This is a genomic window from Bacillus sp. UNC438CL73TsuS30 (genome assembly GCF_000482325.1).
Classification (GTDB): domain Bacteria; phylum Bacillota; class Bacilli; order Bacillales; family Cytobacillaceae; genus Neobacillus.
Window position 1 is genome coordinate 1 of record NZ_AXVA01000038.1, and the last position, 17,208, is coordinate 17,208.

Consider the following 17,208-nt stretch of genomic DNA (forward strand, 5'->3'; position numbering starts at 1 on the left):
GATTCAAGATGATCGATGACTACATCTGATACACTTTTAACTTGAATTTGAGAAATGCCCCTTAAATTATCCACATGTAATTTTCCAATTCTTCCAGCTCCGATGATTCCGATTGTTAAAGTCATTGACTAATTCCTTCCCTTCTATGGGTTGAGATTATACATTGGGGGCAAGCATGCCTGCTATTAAATGGCCGCTCAGCGAAATGACCCGCCCATCTGGTTATCATTATTTCTTATTTAAATCTCGTACTGACTCCCGTTCTACTAAAGTGGGGGCCAGCATGATCCGATGTCCTAGAATTTCAGGATTTTCAATGGATTCCAGCAGCTGACTAATGGAATAGCGTGCCAATTCATCGATCGGATGAGCAATGGTTGTTATGCCAGGGTCAGCAATTTGTGCATGAACTGTGTTATCAAAGCCAACAACGGATATTTCATGTGGGATGAATACATTTGCTTCCCTGGCTTCCTTTAGAAAGACTGCTGCAAATAAATCCGTTGAAGCAAAAACCGCCGTTGGCTTTTCTTTCATTTGCAAAATCTGTTGTGCAGCTAATTTAGCATCTTCTATTTTTGATCTCGCATTGATGACGTACTGATCGTCTAATACAATTCCTTGATCAGAAAGTGCCTCTTTAAATCCTTCTAACCGTAGGCGTCCGCTGGGACGATCCATTTCCGTGATCATCGCCATTTTCCGATGTCCATAACCCAACAAGTATCGGCCGGCAAGATAGCCCCCTCTTAAATCATCCGTCGTAACAACATGCGAAGATAAGGCAAGATGGCCAACAGAAAACATCAAGAGCGGAATATGCCGATTACGAAGCTTTTGAAAGGCATTCACATCTTTTGGTTCAGTCGCTGTGATAATACCGTCCACTTGCTTCTTTAACAAAAGCTCCATATAATCCTGCTCTCTTTCCTTTTGATAATCCGTACTGCACAAAATAATCGTATAATCCCTTTCCCAAGCACGATTTTCCAACGCCCGGGCAACCTCAGCAAAAAAGGGATTCGAAATATCAGGCACAAGCACTCCAATGGTAAACGTCTTCTTTCCGGTCAACGCAGCAGCTAAACTACTTGGCTGGTACTCAAGCTCCTCCACGATTTTCATGACCTTTTTTTTCGTTTTGTCGCTGATATGTCCTGTATTATTGACCACTTTCGAAACAGTGGCAATGGAGACACCCGCCTTCCCGGCTACATCGTATATGGTAGGTTTCATCTTGTTCAATCTCCTCAAATGATCCCTTTCCTACTATTTCAGCACGAAGAAATAGCGGGTTTGGTTATGCCTTTGATCTACTTTTTACTATGAATATATTTCAAAAATAAAAGAATAGTTTAAGAGCTATCTTCCTTCTTCAACAAAATAGTTCGTTAGAGCACCCAATTTTTCAATTTCTACCGTCACTTCATCACCTGGCTTAATATAAACCTGTTGCTCCTTAGGTAATCCAAACACTACTCCTTCTGGTGTTCCTGTTAAAATGAGATCTCCAGGTTCCAAGGTCATATGTTTCGAAATATAGCTAATAATTTCAGCACAAGAAAAGATCATATCGGAGGTATTTGAATTTTGTCGTACTTCCCCATTTACATATGTCTTCAATGAAAGATTATTCGGATCGCCAACTTCATCGGCCGTAACTAAATAAGGACCTACTGGGCTAAATTTATCGCATGTTTTCCCAAGCAGCCATTGATGGGTTCTCATTTGCAGGTCTCGTGCCGAAAGGTCGTTTACCGTACAATACCCAAATACGTAATCTAATGCGTTTTCCTTTGATACGTTCTTTGCTTCCTTCCCCATAACAATTCCCAATTCAACCTCATAATCAAGCTGATCCGTCACTTCCGGAACAGGGATGTCACTTTTATTTCCTGTCAGCGTATTATCAAATTTATTAAATAATATTGGAACCTCAGGATAAGGAGCATTTGTTTCATCTGCATGTTTGCGGTAGTTTAATCCGACACAAATAATTTTATGAGGTTTTGTTACGCAAGGCCCCCAAGTGAGTTGTTGTTCATCCACTAATACAGCCTTATTTGCTGCCATCGCCGTTTGGATAGTATCCTCTAAAACGGGAATAATATTGTTTTCACTTGAAATGACTGACATGATATCGATTGGGAAATTTGTATTGGATATATTTTCAACCGTTGCAGCCACATCAATAATCTTACTTTCTGTATGAACTCCTAATTTATAGGTTCCTTTTTCTTCAAAAGTTAATAGTTTCATTTTCAACTCTCCTAATCTTTTTAAGCATTCTTTCCAAAAACAACGCCACCATCTATATAAAGAGGTGAACCCATCATAAAACCAGATTCATCGGAAGCAAGAAACAGGGCTGCTTTTGCTACATCACCTGGTCTGCCTAATTCCCCGCTCAACTGTCTTTTCTTAATACCTGCTATTGCAGTTTCCGGGTCATCGTAAGAAGTTTGTAAATAATTTTCTACAAACGGTGTCAGGATTGTCCCTGGCAATAAAGCATTTACTCGAATATTGTAAGGTGCATAGTCTACCTGCATTGCTTTTGTTAGGGCAAGTACCGCTCCTTTTGTTGCAGAATATGCAGCCCGTTTAGCAAGTCCCATTTCCGCTGCGCATGACGACATATTAATCAATACTCCGCTTTTTTGTTCCATCATAAAAGGAAGAGTGTACTTAGAAGGTAAATAAACTCCCTTTACATTCACACTCATAATTCGATCCCAGACATCAGGCTCTACTTCATCTACCCTTCCGACATTGCTGATTCCTGCATTATTAAATAAGATATCGATTTTCTTATACGTTTCAATAATTTGATTGATTGCAGACTCCACTGCTTCGGGTTTCGTTACGTCTACCTCAATAAATGACGCTTTTCCCCCCTGTTCTTCAATTTCAGATACAGTTTCTTGTCCATTTTCACGATGAATATCTGTGATAATAACATTAGCCCCTTCTTTTGCGAATAAAAGAGCCGTTTCCTTTCCAATGCCGCTGCCACCACCGGTAATAACAGCTATTTTGTCTAGCAGTCTCATACGAAAACCTCCTCATGGTCCATATGATCTTCAGGTTGTGCTGCTTTAACCGTTAAACCACCGTCTACCATTAACAAATGTCCATTTATTTGCATGGCTTCATCTGAAGCTAAAAATACAACAGCATCCCCAATTTGTTTTTCTGTACCAAGTCTCTTCATTGGGTTCGCCTCAATCTCTTTTTCTAAAATTTTTGGATCCTCCAGATACTCTTGACACATATCTGTTGCAACGGTGCTAGGACCAACTGCGTTTACATTGATATTATATTTCCCTAACTCTATCGCAAGCGCTTTTGTTAAATGACCTGCAGCCGCCTTGGATGAAATATAGTGTGGAATGACTGGACTTGTTACCAGCACACTTGCTGTTGATGTAATATTAATAATCTTCCCATATCTTTTTTCAATCATTTTCTTTGCGACTTTCTGTGCCGTCAAAAAAATGGATTTTACATTGGTCTGATAGGTTTCATCCCATGTTTTTTCCGAAAGGCTTAAAAATGGTTCAAATGGTGCGATGCCGGCATTGTTAATCAAGATATCTACTGATCCTAACCCTTGTTCCACTTCGTCTATCATTTGGTCCACTTCTTGTTTAATTCCAACATTTGCCTTCACAACCATCGCTTTTATATGAAACTGATTTTCTACTTTTTCCTTTAAGGCCTTTGCTTTTTCAAATGAACGAGGTGATGTATAGTTGATTGCGACATCCGCCCCTTCTTCCGCTAATCTCATAACAATTGCCGCTCCGATTCCACGGCTTCCGCCTGTCACTAAAGCAACACGATTTTTAAGTTTATTCACCTTAATGCCCTCCCTTTTATAAGCTTATTCCAATTCTGCTAATACTAAATTCCTGATGACCAAGGATTTCAGCCTTTGTCTGTATCCCGTCAGCTACATTGACAACCATGTTAAAAATTTCCGAGCCGGCCTCATCTATAGTTTGTTCTCCATTTAATATGAGACTCGTATCCAAATCAATGTTATCGGCCATCCGTTTAGCGGTTAGTTCATTCCCAGTAATTTTAATGACCGGAATAATTGGATTTCCTGTTGGGGTCCCTCGTCCAGTTGTAAAGCATACAGCGTGAACACCTGCTGCCGCCATCCCTGTGACACATTCGATATCGTTCCCGGGTGAATCCATGAAATAATAACCTTTTCCAGGTACCTCCTCTGCAAAATCAATGACATCCTGAAGCAGAGATCCTCCAGCCTTACTAATGCATCCCAACGATTTTTCCTCTATCGTCGACAATCCACCTTCTATATTACCTGGGCTTGGATTTCCGCCACGCATATCCACCCCCATACGTTCGATCTCAGTTTCAAATTTTTTAACACATTTATACAGTCTCTCACGCACGGATTCATTAACAGCTTTTGCTGCTACTAAATGCTCCGCCCCAATAATTTCTGTTGTTTCGCCCATTACAATTGTTCCATTTGCCGCAAGAAGCTGATCAGCCGCTTTTCCAAGTGCCGGATTACTGCATAACCCAGAGGTAAAATCTGACCCTCCGCATTTTACGCCAATGATGAGTTCAGATATCGGAATATTTTCCTTAGGGGTATTTTTAATCATTTCATTCAGTCCGATCGCGAGTTCAACTCCTTTTTGAATCGCTTTGACCGAACCGCCTTCTGTTTGAATATCCATCCACAATACTGGTTTTCCAGTACTTTCAATGTCTTGCTTCACTTCTTTGGCATTGATGACTTCACAGCCAAGACTGATCAGCAATACTGCCCCAACGTTAGGGCTTTTCCCCATCCCTGCCAATACCTTATGCGTTCTTTCTTTGTCGTCTCCTACTTGGCTGCAGCCATGTTGGTGTGGTATTGCCACTGAATTAGGAATTTGTTGTTGAATTCGGTTAGCTACCTGATTGGCACAGACTACTGTCGGCATAATTAATAAATGATTACGAATACCAACTTTTCCGTTCTCCCGGCGATATCCTTTAAATGTTCTCATTTTTTGAAACACCTTCCTTCTTATCTCCCCGTCCTCTAATTCCTTCGATATTATGAATATGAACATGGAATCCAGGATGTATGTCTTTTGATGCTGCTCCAATTACCTCTCCATATTTAAGTACATTCTCCGAAACACTTATAAAACGAAGAGCTACTTTATGCCCAAATGGAATATTTTCCTCTATAGTTAAAGACGATTCCTGTCCATTTTTTTTATAGTTTAGGATTTCACCTTTTTTAACATCTTTCAGCATGGTTGCCACATTGTCACTGTGATCCATAACAATACATGTACTTTTTTGATGATGTGCAGATAAAACCATCGTATGTCCCCCATTTTATGTGAAATTTTATTTCTGGTAACGTTCATGTATTTCTTGAAGTTCTTTCCCCGCATCTATGGGTTCTTCTTTACCCGTCATCACATTCAGGTGTAGCTTAAAACTTACTTTTGCTACTTCAGAGGGAATCCTGTCATCCCATAATGGAGTTGTACCCAGTTCACTCATTTCTTTATACATTTTTGAAAATAATGGTCCGTATTGCTTTAAATCTTCATTATTTAAATCCGTTCTGGAGGGAAAAAACATTCTTTGTTCCGCCAAAGCTTTTTGCCGGTCATAGCTCATGACAAATGCTACAAACCTCTTTGCCAATTCTTCTTTTCCTGTCCCCTTCAGGACCATAAGAGCATCGCCTGTATAAAGCTGTACTTTAGGCTTAATGTCTCTTTTGATCTGCGGATAATAAAAAAATCCAATATCGAAATTTTCCGGCAGTTCATCTTCTAAAATCCCTGCTTGTGCAGATATACTAGAGTACATAGCAGCTTTACCTTGTACAAATAAGGCCCGGGCCTCTTCTTCGGAGGTTGTTGCTGCATCTTTAGGCAACATTTCTTTTGCCATTTTTCTCATAATGCTCCAGCTGTTTAATACCTCTTTACTTTGATAAGTCATTTCTTGATGATTTCCATCGTTATTGATTAATTGTCTAAATTGCTGCTTTGTGACATTTCGCTGCAATACTGCATCAAAAATATGACCTCTATTTGAAGGGTCGCCAATGGCTGATACAAGTGGAATATATCCTTTCTTTTCAAGTGGTTTCGACATAGAAAAAAACTCACTAAAAGTATGCGGTTCTTTTATTCCCGATTCCCGGAAAGCCTTTTTGTTGTAATAAATTACCGGAGTCCACACGATATTCGTATTAACGGCATATTTGTGGCCATCTTCCGAAGTGTATCGGTTTAATGTTGACTTTGGTAACTCCTTATTCCAGCCTTCACTCTTATACATAGAATCCAGTGGCTCTAATGCCCCTGATTCCACAATTTCTTTATACTTTCTTTCAGCCCAATACCACGCAATATCTGGTTTTTCAGATGAGGTAAAAAGGTCTGGTGCCTGTTCTTTATATACATTCTCTTCGTATTCATTGATTTTGATTTTAATATTCGGATTGGCCGCCATAAAGGCATCTGCATCTGCCGATAAACGAATCGCCGCATTTGGAATGGCTGATACGACTAATTCGGTTTGTTTCCCAACTTTCTGAGTTTGGCTATGATCATTATTAGAATAAATGGAGCTTAAGGAACATCCTGACAAAAGGATGAAAAAAATCATCGTACACAACACAACTGGATATAGCCTACTACCTAATCTTCTTTCCATAAGCATTTCCTCCCATTAATTCCAAAGAACCAAAAAGCTTTAAAATGAATTTATTTTAAATATTGTAAAACCTTTTAGCATTTAATCCAAATACCTTAGCAAGGTCCTCTTCAGAGCAAGATGCCGGCAAAATCTCGAATAGCGATTGATATACCTCATCATAATTGGCGACAGATAAACATACCGGCCAGTCACTTCCATACATGATCCGATCATATCCAAAAATATCAATGATATGGTTGACATAAAACATAAAATCCTCTTTCTTCCATGAAATCGGGTCTGCTTCTGTCACCATGCCAGAAAGTTTGCAATAAATATTAGGCTGATTAGCGATTTCTCTCATTTGACTTTTCCATGGCTCCAACTGTCCAGCTGCAATCGGAGGCTTCCCCATGTGGTCAACTACTCCTCTTAGCTTTGGAACCTTCCCCAATAATTCATTCAACACAGGAAGCTGATGGGAGCGGACGAGTAAATCAACCGGTAAATCCTCTTCCTGCAAAATGGATAGGGCACGCAAGTATGGAGCTTGTAAAACGACTGACTCATCCTCCATGTCTTGAATCATGATCCTAATTCCAACAAATTTCGGATGAGTTTGAAAGCGTGTTAGATGTTCCATCCATTTCGGGCTGCTTAAATCAAGCCAGCCGACAACACCTGCAATCGAGTCTGTTCCATTGCTTAATCCAAATAAAAACTCTGTTTCTTCTATTGTAGGTGCCGCTTGAACAAGAATCGTCTGATCTATTCGGTGTCTTTTCAAAGACGACTCTAACTGTTCTGGAAAATAATCCCGGTACAATACAGTATTGTCAGGTTTAAGCCAGCCATAATCGTTTCTGTCAATCTGCCAATAATGCTGATGTGCATCGATTCTCATAGACTTACACCTCTTTATTCAATCATCATTTTTAATAACGCCTTTTGTTAAAATGATGTTCGCATATTGCACTTTTTCGCTTGTCGCAACAATCGCATAAGCTTTCTTCGCTCTTTCATAAAAAGAAAATCTTTCTACATATTCAATCGGTTCATCTATCGATAAATAGTTTTTCAAAAGGTTCTTGTAGCTTTCCCAAATAGGTGTTTCCACTGTGTCGCCAGGAACAACTTTCATTAAAGCCACCGGGTGTTCCACATATTCATCTAAAGGGAATAACCTAAGTAAAGGTTCTAACAGGTCGAGCATTTCTAATCCGTCACAGCGAATGATTCGTTCCGAATGGCTGGCTGCAGGAAAATTCCCGTCTGCAAGGACGATTTCATCACCATGTCCCATTTCCATTAACACCTTAATCAGATCTGGTGATATAACCGGAGAAATTCCTTTTAGCATAAACAATATCCTCCGTTTCGTGATCCTCATTCAAAATAGATAAGAATCCATTATTTATCATACTGTAGTTCAATCATCTGATGCCCATTAAGCTTTGGAAGCGTGAATTCTATTCTTCCATTCTTCTCGACAAAATCTAATGAAACACCTTCCGGAACACTTTGGATTACAGCGATGGTATTCGGAAGATGAACAGAGAGTTTAATATTATAAAGAGGAATAACATCTTCAATTACTTCAATTTGCTGTGATCGCCGTTCAGGAATGTAATGGAGCAAATGAATAATCCCTCTGTCTTCCTGCTTATTTATGGTTACATGTAAGGTTGATGGCCCATCATGCTGAATCAGCGGTTCAGGAAGAAGCAGTTCAAGTGCATTTAAGAATAACTGTTTGCACCATCGTGGTGCATTCTCACTGTATTGGCTGAAGATGGGATGCATAAAGTAAATACTTTGACCCTTTTTCACCACACCTGGATATCCTGTTTCTCCTGAAGATGGGGTATGGGCATGCGAACAAAACTTATCAAATGTCCGATTGAAATAAGGAATTTTCGTATCAATGAGAACTTCTGATCCTTCTAATGCCCTAACCTGAAGCCCCTTCAAATACATTACATGCTCTGTTTCCAGCAGACCCTTACCCATCCCACCCTTTGGAAGCAGAAAATCAGGACTGTACGGGGCGTCTCCCACTAATTCCACCCCGAGTGAAGACAGTGAGAATTGTTTTTTATCGGGATCTAAACCTGACTGATAACTCGCAATCAGTTTCCCGCCATTTTTAAGATAATTTTCTAATTTACAAGCAAACTCTTCATCTACTTGAATGGTATCCGGCAATACTAACACTTTATATTTCTTTAAATCACTTTCAGAGTCTAAAATATCAAATTGATGCCCGCCTTCTTCAAGCATTCTAGTAATCCCCATGATTGCAGGCGGTAAACCATCCAGACTTCGGGAATCCAAAAACTCTTCAGGAGTAAAAACGCCTATTTCTGTAAGATGCTTCGCTCCTTCGCACCATGGTTCTTTTGCCTCAATTTGGGAATAGACGGAACCAATTAGATCATATACAGGCTTTGAAATTTCCCCATTCGGTTCCATTTGATCGCCAATCATACATTTTAAATTGAGGGCGAGGGATCGAAAACATTCATATTCTAGAGCTGCCTTATTTTTGAAAGAATGAAAGTCACCCCACATCGTATGGAACTTTCCTGTCATGCCAAGTGAATCTAGTCCGAGATTACGGGCGTACCTTGCTGTAATCGGAAAATGTAAATATCCCCAGTCACCGCTTGGCAGTGATTCTAATTCAAAATGCGTATAGGCACTTTTGATTGGGCGGTGTGCCGTACTAATATGGCCTCTATTATAAAAGATGGAACATTCTTGATTGCTTTCGCGAATAAAAGCAGTCATATCTAATTTAAATTGATCAATCACCTTTTGCCCATATAATATGCGATCCTCTTTTTTCTCCGGGTTTAAGCCGGCTTCGGCCATCCCAATTTGGCAATTTTCACAAGAACACTCAAGTGGATTTACAATGTCAAAAAACAGGCCATCTACAGGAAATATGTCTAGTATTTCTTGTGTTTGCGCTCTTAAATAATCCCTATAAGGGCTATTCACACATAAGTGACGGTAAAATCCTGGCTCAATGGATGCTCCCTCTTTATAGAAGTTCGGATGATAAATCGGTTCTCCCTTTTCATCCCTTGCAAGCCATTCCGGATGCTTTTCTGCTGAATAATCATCCCATTGGACCGTAATATAGATAGGCACTCGAATATTCCTTTTATGACAGGCCTCAATTTGTTCCTTTAACATGTTTTTGTTCACAAGATGCGGATGGACGATCTCAGGAAACAATTGTGAATCGTAATAAAAGTAACCATGATGACACCGTGCGAAACAGGTAACGGAATTCACTTTTGCCTTTTCTAATGTTCCTGCAAATTCCTCTGGGTCAAATCCCGCCCCAATATTTTCAATGTCAGGGCTTGTATGGAAATCTAAATGTATCTGTCTGAAACGCAAATTGAAATCTTGCATAAAAACTCCTCCAATGAATTACTGTAAATTCCTGCTATCTTCCACCTAAACCGCTTGTTGAAATCCCATCAACAATATATCGTTGGGCAATTAAGTACACAATAAATGAAGGTAATGTAGCAAGTGTCGATGCTGCCATAAGTAAATTCCATTGAGTTGAATACTGACCATGAAACATTTGCAAACCAAGTGGCAGAGTATATAATCCTTGTTCATTCGTAATAATTAACGGCCATAAAAAACTATTCCAATAACCGATAAAGGTAAAGACAGCCAAAGTGGCTAATCCTGGTTTAAGCAAAGGAAGAAGAATGCGCCAGTAAACACCGAAATGGCCGCAACCATCAATTTTGGCAGCTTCATCGACTTCAAAGGGAATCGTAAGGTAAAACTGCCGCAATAAGAAGGTGCCAAAGGCCGTAAACGCCCATGGTATAATAAGTGCCCAATAGCTGTTTACCCATCCTAATTCTTTCATAAATAAAAACAACGGGACAACAATTACCTGTTGGGGAACCATTAACGTAATCAAGTAAGATCCGAATAATTTATCTCTTCCACGAAATCGTAATCTTGAAAAAGCATAGCCTGATAAACTTGATGTAAGTAATACTAATACGGTTCCAACGGTTGAAACAATTAAACTATTCATAAAAAAGGTGCCAAACGGGAAGAAATTCCATGCCTTTTCATAGTTTTCCCATGCCAAACGTGAACCGATCCAATCCATCGATAATACCTCGTCATCTGGTTTTAACGATGTAATAATCATCCATAAAAAAGGTAAGAATACACTGAAACAAGCTAAAGCTAAAAGTAAACGATTCAACACTGACAGTGGTTTCACAACATACAACCCCTTATTTTGTTTCATAATGAACCCACTTCTTTTGCAAGACTAGCTGAATGACAGTTATGATTAATATAAAGCTGAACATTATGACAGCAAGTGCTGCACCATTCCCCATTTTGAACCATTGGAAAGCGTTTTTATAAATATACAGCCCGAGGACCTCTGTAGCGTTTCCCGGCCCCCCATTGGTCAAAACATACGCTTGATCAAAAACCTGAAATGCGTTAATAAGTGTCATTACCGTTCCAAAAAAGATAGCAGGACTAATTGCTGGAAGCATAATTTTAAAAAAGCGGACAAATGGCCCGGCACCATCAATGGAAGCTGCCTCCAAGATCGATGGTGAAACTCCTTGAAGTGCTGCTAAAAAAATGATCATATTGTAGCCAAAATTTTGCCAAACACACATTAAGATAAGTGAAATCATTGCCCATTTTGTATTGCCAATCCAGTTAGGTCCATGAATGCCAACCAACTGAAGCAGCCAGTTTAATAATCCACTTTCTGGCTCATACATCCACTGCCAAACCATCGCAATGGCAACTGGTGAAACAAGAACCGGTAAAAATAGCAGTGCTCTGTAAATTTTGATTCCTTTAATTTTTTGATTTAGCCAAGCTGCAAAACCAATGGAAACAATAAGGTTTAATACAACGTACACGATGACATAGAAAAAGGTATTGAAAATAACTGAACCGAATTCCGGATCCCTTGTAAATAAATGAATATAATTATCAAATCCAACAAATTTTGGTTCCGCTATAAGCGACCAATCGAACAGACTCAGCAAAAAAGTAGCTATAATAGGAATTACTGTAAAAATAAGAAATCCAGTCAAATTTGGAAGTAAAAATAATAAAGCTGGAACAAAATCACTGGTTCTTCTCTTCTCTTTTATTCTCTTAGCGACGCCTAATTTTTTTTCACTTTCCACATAAGGTACATTCATTTAATGGCTCCTCTCCTTTTTAAATTGGTTCGGAATGGCTACGGAAATTACCTTTCCAATAACCATTCCTGTAATTCAAATCAAAGTACGAGAAAACTGGTTTACTTCTGAATACTTTCAAGCTGCTTCTGGAGCTTGTCCAAGCCATCTTTAGGAGATTGTTCACCATTAAGAATTGGGATCATCGCTTTCGTGATCATATCGCTAGCTTGGTTCCATGTGTCAGTAATTTCATAAGGCACGGTATGTTGATCTGCATATTCTAGAACAGGTTTAAAATCTTTTGGGACTTGTTTGAAATAAGCTTGAAGAGCGCCTTCACGGGCCGGATAGGCTCGGCCGGCCGATGCCAATTCTTTCTGCGCCTCTAAACTAGTTAAAGCCGTAATCGCTTTGTATGCTTCCTCAGGGTGCTCACTTCCCTTACTAATCGCGAATCCTGAACCAGCGGATACACTCACTGAATCTTTATTTCCAACAGGAATTGTAGCTACACCAAAATCAAATTTCGCACTACCCTTATACCATAATGTATCCCATGGCCCGTCTACGACCATTCCAATATTTCCTTTAAGCCATTGTTCATTTGCCCAAGATCCATTATTAGTTGCCACCATTTGAGGTGAAACCTTTTCTTTAACCATATCAGCAAGATTCTGCATGGTTTGCACGTTTTTCGGACTATTTATGGAATATTTCCCATCCTTCAAGTAGCTGCCGCCATTAGAAAGAACTAATGGGAACCAGTAATCAGGATAACCATTTGTGATAAAACCATAATTTCCATCCTTACTTAATGCTTTAGCTGTTTCCTGAAAATCGTTCCAAGTCCATCCTGGCTTTGGTTCAGGAACATTGTATTTTTTAAATAAATCCTTATTATAATAAATAATCATTGCCCCAAAATCATAAGGAATTACAGCTTGTTTACCGTCATACTTCATATTTTTGATAATCGTGCTGTTAAATTCATTTAATTTAAATGAAAAATCTTTTTCAATATACTTATTTAGTGGAACTAGAGCCGAGCCAAAACTTTTCAGACGCATGCTTTGCATTGAAATAATGTCAGGTGCTGTCCCCCCAGCAATCTGAGTTTGAAGCTTACTCCAATATTCTGTCCATGGAGCCGTTTTTAGTTCTACGTGGATATCTGGATATTTTTTATTAACCTCATCAGCCATTGCTTGCCAATTTTTAACCTCTGCATCATTTCCAGCCCACATAAACCATTCTAAATTTACTTTTCCTGCTACTTTTCCAGAACTAGATTCAGAATTGCGGCCACATCCAGCAGCGAACAGGAGACAGCCAATCAGCAACACAAGTAAGAACTTCATTTTCATAGAAAATTTTCCTCCTTTTTCATTTGGGATTCATTCAGATCGATATTGGTGTTTCAGCTTCCTTTTTGATAGCGCTATCAATTTAGAAATAAAAAGAAAGGAAGAATATCTTCAATAGTTGGGGATTAACTTACTATCTTACGAACTTTTCCTTCCTTAGCCTAAATGTTACAAAATTTAAACTTTTCCAACAATGAGGTAATACTAACTACTAATGTTTAAAATTTTCACATTACTTTTTTGGAAAACTCCTAAATACGCTTAAATTACCTTATAATTGAAATGTACCTCTATTTCTTTAGATGTTTTATAGAATGATGAGTCTAGTGCCTGCCTGTAGGAGGGAACAATAAGATGATCAAGATTGGAATTTTAGATGATGAAGAATTGATTCGTGAAGGAATTAAATACAAATTCCCTTTTTCTGACAATGACTTTGAAATCGTTTACGAGGGGGATGATGGAAACGATTTACTTAAAAAGCTTAAATCTACTACTTTGGTTGTGGATCTATTTTTAGTAGATATCATGATGCCTAAATTAAAAGGGATTGATTTTATAAAACAAGCGAAAGAACTTGTAAAAACCGCTACTTTTATTATTATTAGTGGTTTCGATGATTTTCCCTTTGTAAAAGAGGCTCTAAAACTGGGGGTGTCCGATTACCTATTAAAACCAATTGACCCTTTAGAACTAAAAAATGTGCTTCTAAAAGAGCACGATAAAATTTCATCTGCACGTGTTAAGAGACAAGAACTGATACATGATGAAATCTCTCACCACTTATCAAAAAAGGGGAATCTCTCAGAATTAAGTGAGCAATCAAGTAGTTATTTAAAGGGATTGGTACAGAATGAAACTGCTATTCATGTTGTATTATTGGGGAATCTCCATAGCCCTCAATCCTTTACAAATATTAGAAAGAAACTTGAAGAATCATTAACAGATGAACAGTTATTGATTTGGATTTACGGTATTCCCCAATTTTTTATTTACATTTCTAAAACAAATAATATAAATAGACTCTTAGATCTAATTGACTATCCAACTGTAACCACAGTCTCCATTACAAGTATTAAAAATATTGAAAATCTGACTTCGTATTTTACAAAAGCGATCTCACTCATACCAGCCTTTTTAACTTTAGGAAAGAAAGAAGTCGTACCGATTGAAACAATGGAAAGCTTAGTTGATATCAACATGGTACAAAAAGAAAAGGCTAATCATCAACAAACTTCTAATCTAAATAAGCTGATGGCATGTGATGATAAAAAAATAGCATTAAACGCTCTATACTTGATCTTAAATGAAACCATTCCACAAAATAAAAAAGAATATGCTTTTAAACATTTTATGTGGAAGTATTATAAGTCTGAAGTCTTGCTCGAATGGCTTCAAAGCTTTGACTTACCCGAATTATTTTATGACCAATGCCTATCCTTAATCGATACATTAAACGAAGAAAATAACCAGCTGAATGGAAAAGATATTTTAGATCGAGTAATCAAGGATTTACACCAGGAGTACGCTTCCAAAAAATCTTTAAAGGATTATGCGGAAAATTATTATATTCATCCGAATTATCTTGCGCGGTTATTTAAACAGGAACTTGGTGTAACATTTATTGAGACTCTAACGAAAATTAGAATGGATAAAGCAAAGGAACTTCTTAAAAATGAGTCTTTAAAAATAAATGAGGTATCCCAGCTTATTGGCTATGATGATGTTCGATATTTCGGACAAGTTTTTAGAAAATTTTATGGATTGACACCTTCCCAATATAAAACTGAACAGAAAACGCTGGTTGAAAAAAGTTAATCTATTCAACCTAAATGATTAAGTTTCCCCCCTTATCTTAACAGGATTAATGCGGTACTATTTTACTTAAAGATATGGCGGTGGTAAACTTTGAAATTTCAGCTTTTCAATTCACTACAAAAGAAAATAGCAATTGTTTTTACAAGTTTAATTGTCGCCTTATTAATTATTTATTCGACGATTACGTACTGGTTCGACTCGAAAGCAATTGTTAATGAAGTTTCACATGCAAACCTATTAACACTTGAACAAATGAACAACAGCTTTGATGTACAAATTGATTTAATGGAAAAAGCCAGTCTGCAGCTATCTTCAGAAACATTTTTAATCGATAGGCTGAAAAAAAACAGCTTTAAAAATAAGGATTCAGCAGCAAAATTACAGAATTATATTTCTCATTTATTCACCTATACCAAAATTTCTTGGACGGAAATTGATAACTTATTTATATATGATTTAAATGGAAATAAAATTGGTCATAAAGATTCTGATGTAGCGATTCCAAATCCAAGAATAAAAGATTTTCAGGTTTCGGATACCAGCATCGAATATGGGGTTCTTCTTAATAATGACAGTAGGTTAAAAGACGGTGTTGTTTCTTTTTTAAGGCTCGTAAAAGATCCTGAAACATTTAAACCAATAGGGTGGATAAGGCTTGATCTAAAAATATATAACCTAAACTCCATTCGGAATATCAACAATGACTCTCGCATGTTTATAGTTATGAGACCAAACGGAAGAATGATCTACACGAATAAGCCTGATCAATTAAATATCATTGTTATCTCAAAATTATTAGAAACGATAAATGATAAAGGCTCTTTTATTTTTTATGATAAAAATGAAAAAAAGTTAGTAAATTACTATAAATCAAAGAAAAGTAATTGGATTGTTTTGTCTATTGTGCCAGAAAAAAACCTGAATCAAGGTCTTAGAAAAGCACGTTCTTTCTCCATCACACTCGTTAGTATAAGCATTCTTATTTCTATACTTGCAGCTTTTGTTATTTCTAGGAGAATAACCTTGCCTTTAAGAAATCTACATTTTACGATGAAAAAGGTTGAAAAAGGGGATTTAAAAACGAGGGCTTCGGTCACGTCAAAAGATGAAATTGGCGAACTAGGCAATCAAATGAATTCTATGATTGAGAGTGTCGATACTTTAATTAATCAAGTCTACCAAATTGAAATAAAAAATCGGGAGGCTCAGATTAAAGCGTTATCCGCTCAAATTAACCCACACTTTTTATACAACACCTTAGAAGCGGTAGACATTTTATCCTTAAAGGGGCAGAAAAAGGAAGTCCAAATGATTGTGCTATCTTTGTCTAAGATGATGAGATATGCATTCAGAAAGGGAACTATCGTTAGCTTAGATGAGGAATTGGAGCATTTAGATGCATTTCTGCAAATCCAAAAAGCGAAGTATTCAGAAAAAGTAACCATAAGCATTCAAATACCAGATGAGTTAAAAAGGGTAAAAATTCCAAAGCTGACACTCCAGCCAATTGTAGAAAATAGTTTTAAATACGGATTTTTTCAAAAATCCGATGACAACCAATTGTCCATTTCGATTATGCAAAATAGCAAGGAAATACAAATCCATATACTGGATAATGGTATGGGAGTAACTCCGGATAGATTAGCATATTTAAATACATGGTTTAATGATCCATTTTTTAAAAAAGAGGATGGAAAACACATTGGCTTAATGAACGTTAATGAAAGAATAAGGTTAAATTTAGGTAATCAATATGGCCTTCAAGCTTATAGCGAAGAGGGGCAGTGGTTTAAAATCATCATTACACTTCCATTATCATTTAAGTAATATCAAAAAGAACTAAATATTGCCTCTCTTTTAACTTTAAACCAATTTCAAATAAACACAAAGAGCGTAACATATATAATGGTTAGAAACCAAAAATAGCGTTGAAAAAAATGGTGACCTGCAGAGCGGGACACCACTTTTTTTCACTTATACAATCAAACAAATAAAGCCGGTTCCTGTAATGATACAGGAGCCCCAGTTTCAAGTGACTTTTTAGCCGCTTTTGCAATTACTTGTGCCTGCAAACCATCAAAACCCGTGCAGCTTACCTCTTGATTTAATAGAAT

The 17,208-nt window shown here is 37.6% G+C and carries 15 protein-coding genes and 2 pseudogenes; 2 read left to right on the forward strand and 15 right to left on the reverse strand.

The features are described 5' to 3' along the window. The 14 genes and pseudogenes from M028_RS32815 to M028_RS29970 all read right to left on the reverse strand — a co-directional run. Nucleotides 1-125: pseudogene (locus M028_RS32815) on the reverse strand (inositol 2-dehydrogenase); the annotation flags it as partial. Nucleotides 126-228: 103 nt separating this feature from the next. Then, on the reverse strand, nucleotides 229-1,236 hold the full coding sequence (locus M028_RS0112885; RefSeq protein WP_026574248.1) for a LacI family DNA-binding transcriptional regulator: 1,008 nt from the start codon (nucleotides 1,234-1,236) through the stop codon (nucleotides 229-231). Nucleotides 1,237-1,362: 126 nt separating this feature from the next. After that, entirely contained in the window at nucleotides 1,363-2,259 is an 897-nt protein-coding gene (locus tag M028_RS0112890; protein ID WP_026574249.1) for a fumarylacetoacetate hydrolase family protein, read from the reverse strand. Nucleotides 2,260-2,279: 20 nt separating this feature from the next. Further along, nucleotides 2,280-3,053, reverse strand: coding sequence for an SDR family NAD(P)-dependent oxidoreductase (locus M028_RS0112895; protein ID WP_026574250.1), 774 nt, complete (start codon nucleotides 3,051-3,053; stop codon nucleotides 2,280-2,282). Next, nucleotides 3,050-3,862, reverse strand: a complete 813-nt coding sequence (locus M028_RS0112900; protein ID WP_026574251.1) for an SDR family NAD(P)-dependent oxidoreductase — start codon at nucleotides 3,860-3,862, stop codon at nucleotides 3,050-3,052. The genes M028_RS0112895 and M028_RS0112900 overlap by 4 nt, the downstream gene beginning before the upstream one ends. Before the next feature lie 16 nt (nucleotides 3,863-3,878). Next, on the reverse strand, nucleotides 3,879-5,039 hold the full coding sequence (locus tag M028_RS0112905; RefSeq protein WP_026574252.1) for a UxaA family hydrolase: 1,161 nt from the start codon (nucleotides 5,037-5,039) through the stop codon (nucleotides 3,879-3,881). Continuing rightward, nucleotides 5,026-5,364, reverse strand: coding sequence for a UxaA family hydrolase (locus M028_RS0112910; protein ID WP_051591034.1), 339 nt, complete (start codon nucleotides 5,362-5,364; stop codon nucleotides 5,026-5,028). Before M028_RS0112910 ends, M028_RS0112905 begins: the two co-directional genes overlap by 14 nt. Nucleotides 5,365-5,391: 27 nt before the next feature. After that, on the reverse strand, nucleotides 5,392-6,720 hold the full coding sequence (locus M028_RS0112915) for an ABC transporter substrate-binding protein (protein ID WP_026574254.1): 1,329 nt from the start codon (nucleotides 6,718-6,720) through the stop codon (nucleotides 5,392-5,394). A gap of 55 nt (nucleotides 6,721-6,775) precedes the next feature. After that, complete coding sequence (locus M028_RS0112920; protein ID WP_026574255.1) at nucleotides 6,776-7,606, reverse strand: amidohydrolase family protein; 831 nt, start codon at nucleotides 7,604-7,606, stop codon at nucleotides 6,776-6,778. An 18-nt stretch (nucleotides 7,607-7,624) separates the two neighbouring features. After that, on the reverse strand, nucleotides 7,625-8,062 hold the full coding sequence (fucU, locus tag M028_RS0112925) for an L-fucose mutarotase (protein WP_026574256.1): 438 nt from the start codon (nucleotides 8,060-8,062) through the stop codon (nucleotides 7,625-7,627). Between the two features lie 50 nt (nucleotides 8,063-8,112). After that, nucleotides 8,113-10,128, reverse strand: a complete 2,016-nt coding sequence (locus M028_RS0112930) for an alpha-amylase family protein (protein ID WP_026574257.1) — start codon at nucleotides 10,126-10,128, stop codon at nucleotides 8,113-8,115. 34 nt (nucleotides 10,129-10,162) lie between these two features. Then, on the reverse strand, nucleotides 10,163-11,002 hold the full coding sequence (locus tag M028_RS0112935) for a carbohydrate ABC transporter permease (RefSeq protein WP_026574258.1): 840 nt from the start codon (nucleotides 11,000-11,002) through the stop codon (nucleotides 10,163-10,165). Further along, complete coding sequence (locus M028_RS0112940) at nucleotides 10,989-11,930, reverse strand: carbohydrate ABC transporter permease (RefSeq protein ID WP_026574259.1); 942 nt, start codon at nucleotides 11,928-11,930, stop codon at nucleotides 10,989-10,991. The genes M028_RS0112935 and M028_RS0112940 overlap by 14 nt, the downstream gene beginning before the upstream one ends. A gap of 101 nt (nucleotides 11,931-12,031) precedes the next feature. Next, a complete protein-coding gene (locus tag M028_RS29970; RefSeq protein ID WP_051591035.1) occupies nucleotides 12,032-13,276 on the reverse strand; it encodes an ABC transporter substrate-binding protein in 1,245 nt (414 codons plus the stop codon). A 354-nt stretch (nucleotides 13,277-13,630) separates the two neighbouring features. Between M028_RS29970 and M028_RS0112950 the strand changes: the two genes are divergently transcribed. Further along, the gene (locus M028_RS0112950) at nucleotides 13,631-15,094 is read left to right on the forward strand and encodes a response regulator transcription factor (protein ID WP_026574260.1); all 1,464 of its coding nucleotides are present in this window, start codon (nucleotides 13,631-13,633) and stop codon (nucleotides 15,092-15,094) included. A gap of 252 nt (nucleotides 15,095-15,346) precedes the next feature. Further along, nucleotides 15,347-16,921 (forward strand): sensor histidine kinase, encoded by a 1,575-nt coding sequence (locus tag M028_RS0112955; protein ID WP_155925600.1) that lies wholly within the window; start codon nucleotides 15,347-15,349, stop codon nucleotides 16,919-16,921. 155 nt (nucleotides 16,922-17,076) lie between these two features. Here the strand turns inward: M028_RS0112955 and M028_RS33350 are convergent. After that, nucleotides 17,077-17,208, reverse strand: a pseudogene (locus M028_RS33350) (inositol 2-dehydrogenase); the annotation flags it as partial.

What these genes read in the sequence shown, in the direction of transcription:
- M028_RS0112885 (WP_026574248.1), bottom strand. Translation starts at nt 1,236, where the DNA reads ATGAAACCTACCATATACGATGTAGCCGGGAAGGCGGGTGTCTCCATT.
- M028_RS0112890 (WP_026574249.1), bottom strand. Translation starts at nt 2,259, where the DNA reads ATGAAACTATTAACTTTTGAAGAAAAAGGAACCTATAAATTAGGAGTT.
- M028_RS0112895 (WP_026574250.1), bottom strand. Translation starts at nt 3,053, where the DNA reads ATGAGACTGCTAGACAAAATAGCTGTTATTACCGGTGGTGGCAGCGGC.
- M028_RS0112905 (WP_026574252.1), bottom strand. Translation starts at nt 5,039, where the DNA reads ATGAGAACATTTAAAGGATATCGCCGGGAGAACGGAAAAGTTGGTATT.
- M028_RS0112910 (WP_051591034.1), bottom strand. Translation starts at nt 5,364, where the DNA reads ATGGTTTTATCTGCACATCATCAAAAAAGTACATGTATTGTTATGGAT.
- M028_RS0112915 (WP_026574254.1), bottom strand. Translation starts at nt 6,720, where the DNA reads ATGGAAAGAAGATTAGGTAGTAGGCTATATCCAGTTGTGTTGTGTACG.
- M028_RS0112920 (WP_026574255.1), bottom strand. Translation starts at nt 7,606, where the DNA reads ATGAGAATCGATGCACATCAGCATTATTGGCAGATTGACAGAAACGAT.
- fucU (WP_026574256.1), bottom strand. Translation starts at nt 8,062, where the DNA reads ATGCTAAAAGGAATTTCTCCGGTTATATCACCAGATCTGATTAAGGTG.
- M028_RS0112930 (WP_026574257.1), bottom strand. Translation starts at nt 10,128, where the DNA reads ATGCAAGATTTCAATTTGCGTTTCAGACAGATACATTTAGATTTCCAT.
- M028_RS0112935 (WP_026574258.1), bottom strand. Translation starts at nt 11,002, where the DNA reads ATGAAACAAAATAAGGGGTTGTATGTTGTGAAACCACTGTCAGTGTTG.
- M028_RS0112940 (WP_026574259.1), bottom strand. Translation starts at nt 11,930, where the DNA reads ATGAATGTACCTTATGTGGAAAGTGAAAAAAAATTAGGCGTCGCTAAG.
- M028_RS29970 (WP_051591035.1), bottom strand. Translation starts at nt 13,276, where the DNA reads ATGAAAATGAAGTTCTTACTTGTGTTGCTGATTGGCTGTCTCCTGTTC.
- M028_RS0112950 (WP_026574260.1), top strand. Translation starts at nt 13,631, where the DNA reads ATGATCAAGATTGGAATTTTAGATGATGAAGAATTGATTCGTGAAGGA.
- M028_RS0112955 (WP_155925600.1), top strand. Translation starts at nt 15,347, where the DNA reads ATGAACAACAGCTTTGATGTACAAATTGATTTAATGGAAAAAGCCAGT.